The organism is Alcanivorax profundi (assembly GCF_003597125.1).
Taxonomy (GTDB): domain Bacteria; phylum Pseudomonadota; class Gammaproteobacteria; order Pseudomonadales; family Alcanivoracaceae; genus Alcanivorax; species Alcanivorax profundi.
The window spans coordinates 1035243-1050128 of the sequence record NZ_QYYA01000001.1 but is presented as its reverse complement, the minus strand read 5'-3'; the positions used below and the strand labels follow the sequence as shown (position 1 = coordinate 1050128).

At 57.0% G+C, this 14886-nt stretch carries 9 protein-coding genes; 7 read left to right on the top strand and 2 right to left on the bottom strand.

Annotated features, from left to right (window positions below):
* The first annotated feature begins 19 nt into the window (after positions 1-19).
* The 6 genes from purF (at position 20) to D4A39_RS04845 (ending at position 7561) form a co-directional block, all read left to right on the top strand.
* Positions 20-1543 carry an amidophosphoribosyltransferase gene (purF, locus tag D4A39_RS04870; protein WP_119917594.1) on the top strand — a complete coding sequence of 508 codons (1524 nt, stop codon included), beginning with the start codon at positions 20-22 and terminating at the stop codon, positions 1541-1543.
* Between the two features lie 40 nt (positions 1544-1583).
* Positions 1584-2792 (top strand): O-succinylhomoserine sulfhydrylase, encoded by a 1209-nt coding sequence (locus D4A39_RS04865; protein WP_102790975.1) that lies wholly within the window; start codon positions 1584-1586, stop codon positions 2790-2792.
* A 49-nt stretch (positions 2793-2841) separates the two neighbouring features.
* Positions 2842-3753 carry an AAA family ATPase gene (locus D4A39_RS04860; protein ID WP_119917593.1) on the top strand — a complete coding sequence of 304 codons (912 nt, stop codon included), beginning with the start codon at positions 2842-2844 and terminating at the stop codon, positions 3751-3753.
* A gap of 12 nt (positions 3754-3765) precedes the next feature.
* Positions 3766-4725 (top strand): DUF58 domain-containing protein, encoded by a 960-nt coding sequence (locus D4A39_RS04855; protein ID WP_022986591.1) that lies wholly within the window; start codon positions 3766-3768, stop codon positions 4723-4725.
* Positions 4725-6761, top strand: coding sequence for a transglutaminase TgpA family protein (locus tag D4A39_RS04850; protein WP_233552411.1), 2037 nt, complete (start codon positions 4725-4727; stop codon positions 6759-6761). Before D4A39_RS04855 ends, D4A39_RS04850 begins: the two co-directional genes overlap by 1 nt.
* Before the next feature lie 65 nt (positions 6762-6826).
* Positions 6827-7561: an iron-containing redox enzyme family protein gene (locus D4A39_RS04845; RefSeq protein WP_022986589.1), complete on the top strand. Its 735-nt coding sequence runs from the start codon at positions 6827-6829 to the stop codon at positions 7559-7561.
* Here D4A39_RS04845 and D4A39_RS04840 read toward each other — a convergent pair whose 3' ends face one another.
* The gene (locus D4A39_RS04840; RefSeq protein ID WP_022986588.1) at positions 7562-8128 is read right to left on the bottom strand and encodes a hypothetical protein; all 567 of its coding nucleotides are present in this window, start codon (positions 8126-8128) and stop codon (positions 7562-7564) included.
* Positions 8129-8266: 138 nt separating this feature from the next.
* Between D4A39_RS04840 and hrpB the strand changes: the two genes are divergently transcribed.
* The gene (gene hrpB / locus D4A39_RS04835) at positions 8267-10708 is read left to right on the top strand and encodes an ATP-dependent helicase HrpB (protein WP_119917591.1); all 2442 of its coding nucleotides are present in this window, start codon (positions 8267-8269) and stop codon (positions 10706-10708) included.
* Between the two features lie 20 nt (positions 10709-10728).
* On the opposite strand, the gene D4A39_RS04830 is transcribed toward hrpB, so the two are convergent.
* Positions 10729-14871, bottom strand: coding sequence for a caspase family protein (locus tag D4A39_RS04830; RefSeq protein WP_119917590.1), 4143 nt, complete (start codon positions 14869-14871; stop codon positions 10729-10731).
* Positions 14872-14886: the final 15 nt, after the last annotated feature.

The following is a 14886-nucleotide window of genomic DNA, read 5'->3' as shown; positions in this document are numbered from 1 at the left end:
CTGACGAGAGGAAAAAACCATGTGCGGCATTGTGGGCATTGTCGGCCATAGCTATGTGAATCAGGGCATTTATGATGCGCTGACCGTTCTGCAACATCGCGGGCAGGACGCGGCAGGTATCGTGACCTGTGACGGCGACCGGCTCTATCTGCGCAAGGATAACGGTATGGTGCGAGATGTGTTCCGCACCCGCCACATGCGTCGGTTGGTTGGCAACATGGGTATCGGTCATGTGCGTTACCCTACCGCCGGAAGTTCCAGTTCGGCAGAAGCGCAGCCTTTCTATGTTAACTCCCCCTACGGCATTACCCTGGCCCATAATGGCAACCTGACCAATGCGGAAGACCTGGCGGAGCACATCTTTCGTGCCGATCTGCGCCACATCAACACTACCTCAGATTCTGAGGTGCTGTTAAACGTCTTCGCCCACGAATTGCAGAGCCGTGGCAAGCTGCAGCCGGAGCCCAGCGATATTTTTGATGCAGTCGCGGCCGTTCACAAGCGTGTGGAAGGGGCCTATGCGGTGGTGGCCATGATCACCGGCTACGGCATTCTGGCGTTCCGTGACCCCCACGGTATTCGTCCGCTCTGCTTCGGGCGCAAGGACACTCCCCAGGGCCCGGAATACATGGTGGCATCCGAGTCGGTGGCGCTGTCTTCTCTGGGCTTCCATCTGGTGCGTGATCTGGCGCCTGGCGAGGCGATCTATATCACTGCAGAGGGCGAGATGCATACCCGCCAGTGCGCCGAGTCACCCAGTCTGCACCCGTGTATTTTCGAGCAGGTGTATCTGGCACGTCCGGATTCCATCATCGACGGTATTTCTGTTTACAAGGCTCGCCTGCGCATGGGCGAGAAGCTGGCAGAGAAGGTGGAGCGTGAGTGGCCGGACCACGATATTGATGTGGTGATTCCGATCCCGGACACCAGCCGCACCTCGGCCCTGCAGCTGGCCAACCATCTGGGGGTGAAGTACCGTGAAGGCTTTATCAAGAACCGCTATATCGGCCGCACGTTCATCATGCCGGGCCAGCAGCAGCGCAAGAAATCCGTGCGCCAGAAACTGAACGCCATCGAGCTGGAATTTCAGGGCAAGAATGTGTTGCTGGTGGATGATTCCATTGTCCGTGGCACGACCTGTAATGAAATTATCCAGATGGCCCGCGAAGCGGGTGCGAAGAACGTGTACTTTGCGTCTGCGGCGCCCGCGGTGCAGTACCCCAATGTATACGGCATTGATATGCCCGCAGCCCAGGAACTGATTGCCCACGGGCGCACGACCGAAGAAATTTGCGATCTGATCGGTGCCGACCGGTTGATCTATCAGGACCTGAATGATCTGGTGGAAACCTGCCGCGAGGGTAACCCGGATGTGGCATCGTTTGATTGTTCCGTATTCAATGGTGAGTACTTGGCGGGCAACATTACCGCAGACTATTTGAGTATGCTTGAAGCGCGTCGCAACGATTTGGCCAAGGGCAAGAGTGAAAAAAGTCAGGCTCTTGCGGATAATGAAATTATCGACCTGCACAATACCAACTGAGCCGACTCAAGAGGCTCACTACGCACTGGCGAGGCTGTGAATGAACGATCTGGATCCGAGTGAATTTGATGTCGATACCCTGGCTATCCGCACTGCGCAGCTGCGCACGGATGAGATGGCCCACTCGGATCCGATTTTTCTGACGTCCAGTTTCGTCTATGAAAGTGCGGCCCAGGCGGCGGCGCGCTTTGGTGGCCAGGAACCAGGCAATATTTATTCCCGGTTTACCAACCCCACAGTGCGTGCCTTTGAGCAGCGCCTTGCCGCGCTGGAAGGCGGAGAGGCCTGTGTGGCGTTTGCTTCTGGCATGGCCGCCATTAGCGGTACTTTCTTTTCCTTGTTGGCCCCGGGCGATCATGTGGTCAGTTCCCGGAGTGTGTTTGGCACGACCAATGTGGTCTTCGACCGTTACCTGAAAAAGTTCGGCATCGAAACCACCATGGTCGACCTGACTGACCTTGCCGACTGGGAAGCGGCCATTCGGCCGGAAACCAAACTTCTGTTCCTTGAGACACCGTCCAACCCGCTGTCAGAAGTGGGCGATATTCGGGCACTGGCGAAGCTTGCCCATGACAATGGGGCGCTGCTGGTCGTGGATAACTGTTTCTGTACTCCGGCGTTGCAAAAGCCGTTGGAGATGGGGGCTGACATTATCATTCACAGTGCCACCAAGTATCTGGACGGGCAGGGCCGTTGTCTGGGGGGCGCCGTCGTCGGAGCCAAGCCTCAAATGGATGAGGTGTTGGGTTTTGTCCGCTCAGCCGGGGCGTGCATGAGCCCGTTCAATGCCTGGGTCTTCCTGAAAGGGTTGGAGACATTGAGTCTGCGCATGAGCGCCCAGAGTGCCCGGACCCTGGAATTGGCCCAGTGGCTGGAAACCCAGCCGGGCATTGCCCGGGTGCATTACGCGGGCCTGCCGAACCACCCCCAGCATGCATTGGCTGCAAAACAGCAGTCTGCGTTTGGTGCGGTGATGTCCATCGAAGTGGAAGACGCTGCGGGTAACCGTGATCGTCAGGCAGCCTGGCGTTTTATTGATGCCACTCGGCTGATTTCCATCACCGCCAATCTGGGGGATGTTAAAACGACAGTCACGCACCCGGCCACAACAACCCATGGCCGGGTCAGCGAGGAAGAGAAACAGCGCGCCGGAGTCACGGAGAACCTGATCCGTCTGGCGATTGGTCTGGAGTCCGTCGCGGATCTCAAGGCCGACCTGTCTCGCGGGCTGAAAGCGCTGGCCGTATAACCCGGCCTTGCCGTCAATCCTCGCTAACAACAAGACAATAAGGGGATTCATGCAGGCTCTGACAAAAGCCCTGGCCCAGGTAGGGCAGGTGGTATTGGGCAAGGAAGAACAGCTTAAACTGGCGCTGACCTGCCTGATGGCCAATGGCCACCTGTTGATAGAAGACCTGCCTGGCATGGGCAAGACGACATTGGCTCATGCCCTGGCGCGCGTGTTCCAACTGGATTACCGGCGTGTCCAGTTCACCAGTGACATGTTGCCGGCGGACATTTTGGGGGTTTCCGTTTTCGACCCCAAGTCGCAGGACTTCTCTCTCCGTGAAGGACCAGTTTTCACCCAGCTGCTACTGGCCGACGAGATCAATCGCGCGACGCCCAAAACCCAGGGGGCACTGCTGGAAGCCATGGAAGAGCGGCAGGTGACCCTTGACGGCGTCAGCCGTAAATTGCCTGAGCCTTTTTTTGTGGTAGCGACCCAGAACCCGGTGGATCAGGCTGGCACCTTTGTGCTTCCCGAGTCGCAGCTCGACCGCTTTCTGATGCGTATTTCGCTCGGCTATCCCGCACCAGAGGTTGAGAGAAACCTGCTGGCAGGGGGCGATTTGCGAAGCCTGGTACGCAATCTGAAAGCGGTGATCAGCAGCGAAGGGTTGATCAAGTTGACTCGGATGGTTGACAAAGTGCGTGCCACCGACGAATTGATTGATTATGTGCAACGATTGTTGGATGCGACTCGCAGTGACGACCGCTTTGTCGCGGGTCTGTCGCCCCGTGCCGGTTTGGGGCTGCTCAAGGCCGCCCGGGCCTGGGCGTTGATCGGTGGACGTGATTATGTCGTTCCTGAAGACGTACAGGCGGTGTGGTCGGCCGTTGCCGAGCACCGATTGGCGGCTCGTCAAGGTGGCAGCGTGGCAGCAATGACCCAATCCCTGCTGCAGTCCGTTCCGGTGGTACGGCGATAAGCGAGGCCTTTCATGCGCCTTCCGGCTCCACTGCACGATCTCTACGAACGTTGGTTGTCACGACGACTGCCACGCTCCGGCCGGGTTGTGCTTAATCAAAAGCGCATTTTCATTTTTCCTACCGGCTATGGTTTCTTTTATTTGTTGGTTGCCAGTCTGTTGTTCATTGGCGGTATCAACTATGAAAACAACCTGATTCTTGCCTTGTCTTTTTTGCTGGCGAGCCTGTTCCTTGTCGCTATCTTGCATACCTACCGCAACCTTTCCGGTCTGGGGATTCGTAACGGCGATAGTGAATCCGGATTCAGCGGTGCCAGTGGTGCATTGGAGGTCATCCTCTTCCCGGAGCGCCGTGATCATCTCTGTTTATGGTTGTACTGGCAGGGGCAAGCTGCCCAGCAGGTCAGTGTGACCGGGGGGGAGGAGAGTAGCCTGTGGCTGAATATCCGGTTAAACCAGCGGGGCAGGATTCTGGCCCCGCGACTGAAGGTGGAAAGTCGTTTTCCACTGGGACTGTTACGAACCTGGTCTTATGTTTCGCTGGATCACTATTGTCTGGCCTGGCCGACGCCACAAGAGTGGCCGCAGTGTCCGGCCGATGGTGGCGATGACCATAGCCAGCAGGTACCCACCGGTCGCGCGGGCAACGATGAGTTTCAGGGACTTCGTGAATATTCCCCCGGAGACTCCCTGCGGCGTATCGACTGGAAAGGTTATGCCGCAGGCAAGGGCCTGAATACCAAGTTATTCGAGGAGCCTGCCGGCGGAAGGTTGTGGTTGCGCTGGGACAGACTGGAGGGAATGGGTGATGAACAGCGTCTGTCGATCCTGTGTCACTGGGTTTTGACGCTGGACCAGCAGCAGTTGCCCTATGGGCTTGTGTTGCCCGGGATGACATTGGCACCAGACATGGGCGACGTTCACCGCTGGCGCGCTCTTGATGCCCTGGCCTGCTATCCGGAGTTCGACTGATGCGTGTCTACCAGGTGCCGGTACACACCCGATTATGGCTGGCCACGGCGCTGATTACGTGCTCTTTACCTCAACTGTTGCTCGGGCCCGTCTGGCAGTCGCTGTTGCTGGGTGTGGTGGTAGCGATTCGCTGGCTGGTGGACCACCAACGTATGCGCTTGCCAGGCCGCATCATCCGGGGGGGGCTTTTGGTGGCGGCAGTGGGCATGACCTGGTTCAGCTTTGGGCGCATCTACGGGCCTGAAGCCGGAGTGGCATTACTTGTCAGCCTTTTTTCCCTGAAGTATCTGGAAATGGTGCGTCAGCGCGATGCCTATGTGGTCATCGTGCTTGGCTACTTTGTTTGTGCCACTGCGCTACTGTTTGAGCGTGGACCCGGTATGTTCCTGTTTGTCCTGCTCAGCATGTTACTGCTGACAGCCGCTTTGGTGGGGATTAATCACAGTGAGACCAAGGCCAGGGCATCGAGCCACATCAAAACCGGTAGTGTGTTGTTCCTGCAGGCAGTTCCGGTAACGGTGGTGCTGTTTGTGTTGGTTCCTCGAGTGGCGCCTCTATGGAACATGCAACTTGATAGTGGCAAGGCTCGCACAGGCATGACCGATAGTATTTCGCCTGGCGATATCAGTGAGTTGTCGGAATCCTCTGAGTTGGCTTTTCGTGTGGCTTTCGAGGGGGCGTTGCCCCCCGCGGCAGAACGCTACTGGCGCGGTCTGACACTAAGTCATTTTGATGGTCGCACCTGGCAGCAGGCGATACCGCGGGGTGGGGCTGTCGACAGTTATCTTTACAATGGAAGGGGGGCGCCGCCTGACTGGTACCAACAGCTGCAGGCTCAGGGAAAACCTCAGTCAGGCTATTCCTATCAACTGATCATGGAACCCACCCAGCGTCGCTGGTTATTTGCCATGGCGGTGCCGATGCTGGAAGAAGGAGAGGCCTCGCTGGCCAGAGATATGCGTCTGGTTGCGCGGGCACCGGTTACGCAAAGGACACGCTATTCCATCACCAGCTTTCCCGATTTGCGGCCGGCGATTGTGCTGGACGTGCTTGAGCGAGAACTCATGTTGAGTTTGCCTGGTGACAGTTTTGGCCGGCGGGCCAGGACGTTGGCAGATCAGTGGCGGCGGGACAGTCGTACCGACAATGAAATTGTCTCTCGCGCTTTGCGGCATTTTCGCGAGCAGCCTTTTCATTACACCTTGAAACCCCCTCCGCTTACCACGGACCCTATTGATGAGTTCCTGTTTCGTACCCAGCGGGGGTTCTGCGAGCATTATGCTTCCAGTTTCACGTTCCTCATGCGAGCGGCCGGTGTGCCTGCACGGGTAGTGGTGGGATATCAAGGGGGGGAGCAGAATACACTCGGTTCGCATCTGCTGGTCCGGCAATATGATGCCCATGCCTGGACAGAGGTGTGGTTGCAGGGACAGGGCTGGGTCCGCGTTGATCCCACTGGTGCCGTGGCGCCTGACCGGATAGCGTTGGGCTTGCGAGCGTCCCTGCGGGGTGATGAGGAGGCACAGGATACACTGGAAGGCCTGGATAGCTTCGCCTCGGGTGGGCTGCTTGGGCGGCTACAGCAGTGGACTGACTATGTGGATTTCCGCTGGCAAACCTGGGTTCTGGGTTACGACAATGCCTCCCAGCTTCAGCTGTTACGTCATTGGCTCGGTGAAGCCAGTCCTCTGAGAATCGCCGCCAGTCTGGTCGCCGCTATTAGCGTGCTATTGACGCTCTATATGCTGATTTTGTTGCGACAAGCCGGCACTCGACGACAGACTGTGCTGGAGCGGGAGTTCTGGCGCGTACACCAACGGGTTGAGCAACAGGTTGGCCACCCTCTGGCTCAGGGGCTGAGTCCGCAAGCACTAGCCCGGGTGATTGATCTCAAATGGCCCAAGGCCGGGCCCTTGGCCCACCAATGGGCCGTTTACTATCAGCAATTGCTTTACAATCCTGGCTTTGGTGCAGGGAAAGCCCAAATCCGTCATTTACGTCGTCTGCGAAATCGCTTATACAAATTATTGGACTAGTGTGCCTCTTTCGATGCATGGTGGTGCACGGATAAAAATAAACCGTTGTTATGGAGAACAACTGCATGCGAGCCGCGAACTACAAGAAAGCGCTGGAGCTTACAGCGCACTCGCCTTGGGCCCAGCAATTCTGGGACGATCTGGTACCGCTCAAGGATCGGGTGGTCAGGCACCCGCTGTTTGAGGAGATGGCGGCAGGTTCACTGTCCCTGCCACGTTTCCGCTCGGCATTGTTGAATTTCTATCCGTTGGTGGAAAACTTTCCCAAATACATGGGCCTGAATCTGGCGAAGACCCGGCCGGGGCGCCATGCAGGCCATGAGGAAGCCAAGAACTGGCTGATTGGTAATATCAAGATTGAGCAGCGCCATGCCTACTGGTACCAGGATTGGGCTATGGGCTTCGGGATCACCTTGCGTGACCTGGAATTTGTCGAGCCACCTGCAGCCATGGATGCGGTGAATCACTTTCTGTGGAACATGGGGCATCAAGGCACTCTGGAAGAAGGGATTGCCTCAACCAATCTTGCCATTGAATGGGCGACCGGCGAGTGGAGTCAAAGCGTGGTCAAGGGCATGAAGGCCTATCAGGAAAATGGTGTGGCAACGATCAATCGCCACTCCATGGCCTGGCTGAGGGCTCACGCGTCCTATGATGACGATCACCCCCATGAAGCCATGGAGCTGATCAAGCTGGTTTGTGTGGATGAGGCCCAGAAAGAAAGAGCTTTTGCGGCGGCCAGCAGAGGGCTGGAGTATTACATCCAGGCCCTCGATTATTGCTACGATCAGACGAACTGATTACATATAGACTTTCAGTTTGTCCCGGATGACCTTCTGAATTGCCTTGATCTCCATGGGGGACCGGTCCACCAACTTGGATGGCTGGATGCGGTGAAGGTGCAGGCAGGGAAAATCCTTGCGAAATGCCCGCAGGTCCCCCTTGGTGATCACAGGCAGGAAGGGTACGTCCCGGGTTTCTTTTTTCATCAGCGCCCACAGCCCTACCTTTAACGGGACAGGTTTGATGATGCGTTTTCCGTATTTGAGCAGTCGCAGGGTGAGAAACAGCCCTTCTTTTCCAAATAGGTCACCGGGAACGATATACATGCCGCTAGCGTGGACACTATCGTCCACAATGCCATTAAAGGTGTCGTGATAGGCATACGGGTTTGGCAGGATGATCAGTGAGCGCTCATCGTTGTCCGGGAGCGAAATATCGTAGTTAGTATAAAGTTGTTCCACCGGTGCACTGAATACGCACAGCGTGTCCTGAAACTGTTTGATAAAATTGACCGCCCGCTGGTGGTTGTCAAAATCATTCAGTTTCCAGATTAGATGCTCAGGTATCCCCAAATCGCTCAGCATAAATCGCTATTTCTATTCGTTATAAATTATTACTACTAAGCCAAATATAGCATAGCCTCAGTTGACGGCCAGAGACATGAGGCAGAAAAATGATGACTAGTGACTGCGATCACGCCAAAAAGGCAATGGATGTATTGAATGCCCTCCAATTTTCCCGTCGATGATGTCATTTCGCAATTAATTCAAGCACTTGACGAGTACGGTCGTGCCATTCTGGAGGCCCCGACCGGAGCGGGGAAATCCACCCGTGTGCCGCTGGCGTTGCTCAAGACAGGCTGGAGCAGCCGGGGAAAAATCCTGATGTTGGAGCCGCGCAGGGTCGCCGCACGATCGGTGGCCACGTTCATGGCCTCTCAGCTTGGGGAGCAACCAGGAGGGCGTGTGGGTTACCGGACTCGCTCGGATTCCCGTACTGGGCCCGATACGCTTATCGAAGTGATCACTGAGGGCATTCTTACCCGGATGCTACTGACCGACCCGGAGCTCAAGGGGGTCAGCATGGTTGTGTTTGACGAATTCCATGAGCGATCCCTGCAAGCGGATTTGGGCCTTGCCCTGGTGCGGGAAGTCCGTGAGGTCTTCCGGCCCGATCTGGGGGTGCTGGTGATGTCGGCCACCCTCGACAGCGAATCTTTGCAAACCTGGCTTGATGCGCCGGTTATTCGTAGTGAGGGGAAACGTTTTCAGGTTGATGTCCGTTATGCCGCAGTGCCAGGCAGAACAGACTGGAGAACGCATTGTCTTCGCGAAGTAGTGACTGTGGCTCATTGCACTGGTGTGATGCTGGTGTTCTTGCCCGGTCAGGCAGACATCCAGTGGCTGGCAGGTCAGCTTCGCGAAAGTGGACTGGCAGAGCGGGTTCGTATGCTTCATGGCAGTTTGCCTCTCTCGGAACAACAGGCTGTGCTTGATGAGGCTCGCGCGGGTGTCCAAATGATTATTCTGGCCACCAACGTGGCGGAAACCAGTCTGACCATCGATGGGGTCACTCACGTGGTGGATAGCGGGTTTATCCGTGAGCCCCTGTATGATCCTGCCAGACACCGCTCGAGGCTTGTCACACGACGGGTCAGTGAGTCCAGTGCCCGGCAGCGAGCGGGACGTGCTGGCCGGCGCGGCCCCGGGCACTGCATACGGCTTTGGGCCGAGTCGGAGGTGCTCGCCCGTTATACCGCGCCCGAAATTCATCGTGTTGGCCTCGACGGACTGGTCCTTGATCTTGCACGCTGGGGGTGTAGCCAACCTGATGGAATGGAGTGGCTGGATCCTCCGCCTGGAGGTGCCTGGCGTAGTGCGGTGGACCGGTTGACCTCCGCCGGGGTACTGGACCGACAGGGCGCTTTGACGCCGCTCGGGCAAGCGGTGTCATCGGTGGCAACGGAGCCGGCGCTGGCCATTCTGGTGATTGCCGGCAGAGAGATCGGTCTGGTTGAGACGGCATCACGGCTGGCCGCCTTACTCTCTGATCGCGATCCCTTTCAGGGGCTGGGTGTGGACGTGCGCGACCGCCTGCAGGCCCTGGAACAGCGTCCCCAACAATATGGAAGCCTGCTGGCCGAAGCCCGCAGACTTGCCGGCGGCAAACATCGTGATGAAAGCGATTGGCGGCAAGGGCTAGGCGCATTACTGGCCTGTACCTTCCCGCAACAGGTGGCAAGGCAAAGGCCCGGGCGAGACGGGGTGTATCAGATGGTGGATGGCCCCGGTGTCCGTTTACCGGAACGGGATCGATTGCTTGGCCACGAGTGGTTAGTGGTTCTCGACACCGACGGGCAGCCACGGGATGCCCGGTTGAGGTTGGTCATGCCGTTGGATGAGCGAGCCGTGACTGCGGTGCTGGACAAGCACGCTCGCTGGCGCAAACGTGCCGGTTGGGATAGTGAGCGTGGCCGGGTGACCGGGCGTCGTGAGCAGGTGCTGGGCAATCTGGTGATTGAATCGCATCCCCTTGCCGAGCTGTCTGCAGAGCAATGTATCGAAGGGCTGCTTCAGGGGGTTCGTGAAGCCGGATTAGACAACGCCTTGCCCTGGGATGAAGAGGCGCGCCAGTGGCAGGCCAGGGTTGCGAGAATGGCGTTACTGGAATCGGGTTGGCCGGCAGTGGACGACTCGACCCTAGGGGCAACCCTTGAGCAGTGGCTGGCTCCCTTTATGGCCGGTATGCGACGACTGGACGATCTGCGCAACCTGCCACTGCAGCATGCACTGGATGTGCTGTTGACGTTGGAACAAAGGCAGGCGCTGGAGGCGCAGTTACCGGCCCGGGTGGCAATTCCCAGCGGGCGCAACGCCACGCTTGATTATCGTAGTGAACACGTAGTGCTTGCAGTGAAATTACAGGAATTGTTTGGGCTCGGAGTCTTGCCGACCCTTGCCAAAGGGCGTTTGACGATCACCGCACATTTGCTGACCCCCGCCGGACGGCCTGCTGCGATTACCAATAACCTTGAGCGCTTCTGGCGGGAAAATTACCCGGCCGTGCGCAAGGAGCTGCGTGGGCGATACCCCAAGCATCCCTGGCCTGAGGACCCGCTTGAGGCCACTGCGACGGCACTGACCAAGCGAAGGCTGGGTCAGTAATTTCCATGTCTTTGCCGTATTCAGAAAACGGCGAAATCGATATCCAGGTTGTATTTACGGGTGGTAGGCCGCTGCCGACCGTTGGTCAGGCGTGTTACTTCGCGATAGGTGAAATCGCGGAGTTCGGCGGTGGTGACCTCACCATCTCCGTTGCTGTCTGCACGCTTGTTGGTCAGTGCATCGATGACACTAGCCGTAAAAATCCCGTTCTGGATAGCCTCGGTTTCAAGTGCGAATTCTTGTCCGCCAGATGCACTGATGATGATCGCTCCAGTAGAAGCACGCAGATCCACAAAGGCGTTCTGCAAAAGCGCGTAGGAGATGCCCGGAGATGCTTCTGATTGAGGTTGTGCTCTGACGGACAGACCGCGACTTTGCACTCCCGGTGGCAGTTCCAGACGGGCTACCGGCTCTGTGACTTCCCCTGAGTGGCAAGTATCCAGCATCAGCAGTTTGTTTCTCGAGGGAATTCCGTCGAGCAGTCGGTTGATGTCCTCGTAGGGCAGGCCTTTGCCCGCGGGAGTGGCAATGTCAATATCCGAGGTTCCAAAGAAGTAGTTGTCCTGTTCGTCAAGAAAACCGTGCCCGGCCAGAAATACGACGACGTGATCCTGCGCTGTCCCTTGGTTGAGAAACGCCTTGGCATCACGGACCGAGCGCGCGGTGACCTGGCGGTCCAGCAAGGTAAAGCGGTGAACCTCGCGATATTGATCACTGGCGCCAAGGGCGTTGGCCAGATCGGTGGCATCTTTGGCGGCGTAGCGCAGGTCGAGACGGTCATCCGCATAATCCGAGACACCAATGGTAAGCAGATAGAGCGCTGGCTTGCGGTTGTTATCAGCCTGGTTGTAAGTAAGGAAACGGGTTTCTGATTGCAGGCCACCACCGGTGCTGACGTAAGCCCGGATGTTATTTCTGCCGGGTGTCAGATCAATGGACAGGGTGCCGTGGTTGTTTTTCAGGGGTAGGCCCTGCTGGCCAAACACCGGCACCTGATTCACCTGCACGTGCAGTGTCACGTCCGAATGTTTGGCGTCCTCAACCGCATACGTCAAGTTAATCTGGTCCCTTCGTTGAAGCAGCGCCTGTGGGCCGCTCAGGGTCAATGCTGGTTTATCTATATTCAGAGGCATCCGTGAGGGATGGCCATGATGACGTTGCTGCCGATGGCTGACCAGTTTTTCCCAGAGCATGCGGCTGTTGGGCGTGGCGTATCCGAGACGCTGCAGTACGATATCCGGTCGATTTAGCCAGTAATCGTATTGTGCGTAATCAAATACCTTGCTGTCTTGCACAAAACTGGCGTTGTGCAGTGCGCGAGGGGTTGACCAGTAGTAGCCATCGGGCGAGTTGATAACAAATTCTCCCGACTTGTCGATGCTGATGGTTGCCACCAAGCGTGGATGGCGGTTGCCGATATCCGGTTTCACCAATACCTGATCGAGTTGCGTGCTTACCGTGTTGAGCCGGAAGTTGCCGCTGGGTATGTCTGTCCGCCAGATCTTGATAGTGCCGTTGCTGGAGGCGGTGATGACCGCGCGCTCGTTCAGTTGTTCGAGGGCGGTGATGTGTCCCTGGTGGGCTTCCACAATGGTTTCAAGGACCAGACCGGAGCGAATATCCCGGATATTCAGGTTGCCACTGTCATCGGCATTCCACAGTTGGCCATTGGCGGTCGCCTGCATCAGTTCAGAGCGCCCCCACAGTGGATACATCTCCATGAGCGGTTTGCCAGAGGTATCAAACTGCTGGATCACATCAATGGCCGGGTTGAACGCAGAGGAATAACCGGTCAGTCCGGAAACGAAAAATGTCTCCGTCAGTTTGTCGTATTCCAGCGACTGCTTGCCAAGCTGGGTATAGGGAAGATCCAGTGTCACGCCAGCATGAGGAAGGACGACCTTGCCTTGATCGATTCTCACCGCCAGCGAGCGGCTCTGCTCGTCAAAGAGAACAAATTCATGGACTGTCGAATCAAAACGATACCATTCGGTTGAGGTGTCCTCGGCAACGTCATACTCATAGAGAATGTTGTCTCTCGCGTAGACGATTCCCTTGTCGGTGAAGGCATGGTCGGCGACCTGAAAGTTGAGTGTACGGACCAATGCCGGGTCGTCGGTGCTGGCGATTAGCTCCATGCCGCTGGCAGAGACATGCATCCACTTGTTATTTAGCTGCGCGCTATTAACCGGCAAAGGCAACGCGCTTTTGTGCAAATTCAGGGACGACAGATCCAGCACAAACATGTCACCTTTGCCAATGGCGCCGGTGGTGACGGTCAACGCTTCCTGCTGAACGGAAAGACTGTTGATCGGGTAGAACTGGCGGGAAAGCGTATCAATGACTTGTCCGGTGAGGGAGTCACGAATCAGGATATTGTCATCGGTAAACTGGTCGTCGTATTGAACCGTGCGGTTGAAGAGCAGGGCCCGGCTTTCAGACACTGCGGCATGGTGATTCACGGCTGGACTGTGGGGCAGGGCATACGGAGTAAACTGACCGTCAAGCGTATAAGTGCCGTTATCGGCGATGATGGAGCCCGGGCCGGAAAACACCAGGTTGCTGCTTAGGGGAGCCAGCCAGACGCTTCGGTTTTCGTAATTGATCGTGCCGCATTCGGCGGGGAATTCCGTGCAATACAGCAGTATTGGCTGTTCGGGGTGGAGTGCCAGTGAGGTTATCTGCCGCTGGCCCGGTTTACTGTAATGATCGGGCAGGATCAGATCCGGGAGGCTAATGGGGGATGTGGATTCCTTGAAGGAGATGGCAGGTTGGTCGCAGTAGCTTTCTTGCGGATCCGACTTGTCACGGCAGGGCCGGTTACTGATGGTCAGCTCATGCACAGAGACTCGAAGGTCCTCTCCCAGGGTAACAAGGCGGCCATCGGACGCGGTGGCCATGACCATGGGGGAGGAGTGTTCAAGGCGCTGGCGATACTGAAGTTTGCCCCAGGCGGTGTTCCAGATCTCCAGTTCATTGTGGTTGTTGATTGATACAGGGTAGACCCCGAACAGGGCGCTGGTACGCAGCTCTCGGTCAATCTGGAATGAGGCATCGAAATGGCCACCGAAGGGCTGATAGCCATTGCCCAACATGACCCAGCCGAGAAACCCTCTAGGGCCATAATCCCCCACATAGACCGCTTTGCCGCTGTTGGTCATATGCAGATTCTGTCCGCCTGCCCGTGTGGTAAACAACGCCTTGCGCTGGGCAAGATCCCAAAACGTTAACCATGAAGTCTGGCTGCCGTATTCCCGGGTCAGAAACGCAAGCTGCCCTGTCTGGTCGGAATAAGCCATCCCTTGTACCCGGCCGCTGGGCTGTTGAGCAGGAAGAATCTCGGGTGCGAGTGTGCTGATGGGCAGGTCACTGTAGGCAAAGCCAAAGGAAATCTGACGCCGGTCGTAGAAGGGGATCCCGCTTTCCACCAGATCAATCCCGTATTCCTTGATGAGTAGAACAGGGCGGCCGGTGGCGGCCAGGACCCAGAACCACACCTTTCCGGTCATCACTGTACCGTTGATCTCATTGCGGGTTTCTACCGCAAATTCAGCCACGTCACGTTCCCACATTCGGGTAATCGAGGTGAGCTGAATGCTGCCCTCCTGGGCATGAAAATCACTCCGCTCGGTGGGCGTCAGGGGGTAGCGCTTGCCAATGTCAAAGTTCCTTGAAGAGGCGCTCCTGATGACGGTGTGGTAGCTGGTATTGCCGAGTGCAATGTCGCGAAAGAGCTGTTCGGATGCGTCAGGGGATGCCACCGGTTCACCTTCCGAGAGGGGCAGGAAGACAGGTGAACCGTCGCTCCCCATAAAATAGCGGTACGTCTTGCCCTGGTGAGCCGTGGGCAGGAAGGCCGAGTTGTCCATGAGGTCGTGACTGTCTCTCTCGGCGTCTGCCAGATAGGCAATGGCCCATTCATCATGTGTGCCCAGGCGTTTGGCGGGGTCTATATGGATCAACTGGTAGAGGCTGGAAGACTCGTGTCGCTGGAAAGATTGCTGGTCTTTGTCCTGTCTGGCTCGGCGGCTAATAGCAACATTTCTTGCCACCGTCGCAGATGCGCCTGCGGGAAGCGCAAAGGCGGGAATGTTCAGTGCCTGGGAAGCTGGACTGATCAAGACGAGTAGAGGAAGGATAAGGGAAACAATACGCTTGGGCATTCTGCTAACCGTCAG

What these genes read in the sequence shown, in the direction of transcription:
- purF (WP_119917594.1), top strand. Translation starts at nt 20, where the DNA reads ATGTGCGGCATTGTGGGCATTGTCGGCCATAGCTATGTGAATCAGGGC.
- D4A39_RS04865 (WP_102790975.1), top strand. Translation starts at nt 1,584, where the DNA reads ATGAACGATCTGGATCCGAGTGAATTTGATGTCGATACCCTGGCTATC.
- D4A39_RS04860 (WP_119917593.1), top strand. Translation starts at nt 2,842, where the DNA reads ATGCAGGCTCTGACAAAAGCCCTGGCCCAGGTAGGGCAGGTGGTATTG.
- D4A39_RS04855 (WP_022986591.1), top strand. Translation starts at nt 3,766, where the DNA reads ATGCGCCTTCCGGCTCCACTGCACGATCTCTACGAACGTTGGTTGTCA.
- D4A39_RS04850 (WP_233552411.1), top strand. Translation starts at nt 4,725, where the DNA reads ATGCGTGTCTACCAGGTGCCGGTACACACCCGATTATGGCTGGCCACG.
- D4A39_RS04845 (WP_022986589.1), top strand. Translation starts at nt 6,827, where the DNA reads ATGCGAGCCGCGAACTACAAGAAAGCGCTGGAGCTTACAGCGCACTCG.
- D4A39_RS04840 (WP_022986588.1), bottom strand. Translation starts at nt 8,128, where the DNA reads ATGCTGAGCGATTTGGGGATACCTGAGCATCTAATCTGGAAACTGAAT.
- hrpB (WP_119917591.1), top strand. Translation starts at nt 8,267, where the DNA reads ATGCCCTCCAATTTTCCCGTCGATGATGTCATTTCGCAATTAATTCAA.
- D4A39_RS04830 (WP_119917590.1), bottom strand. Translation starts at nt 14,871, where the DNA reads ATGCCCAAGCGTATTGTTTCCCTTATCCTTCCTCTACTCGTCTTGATC.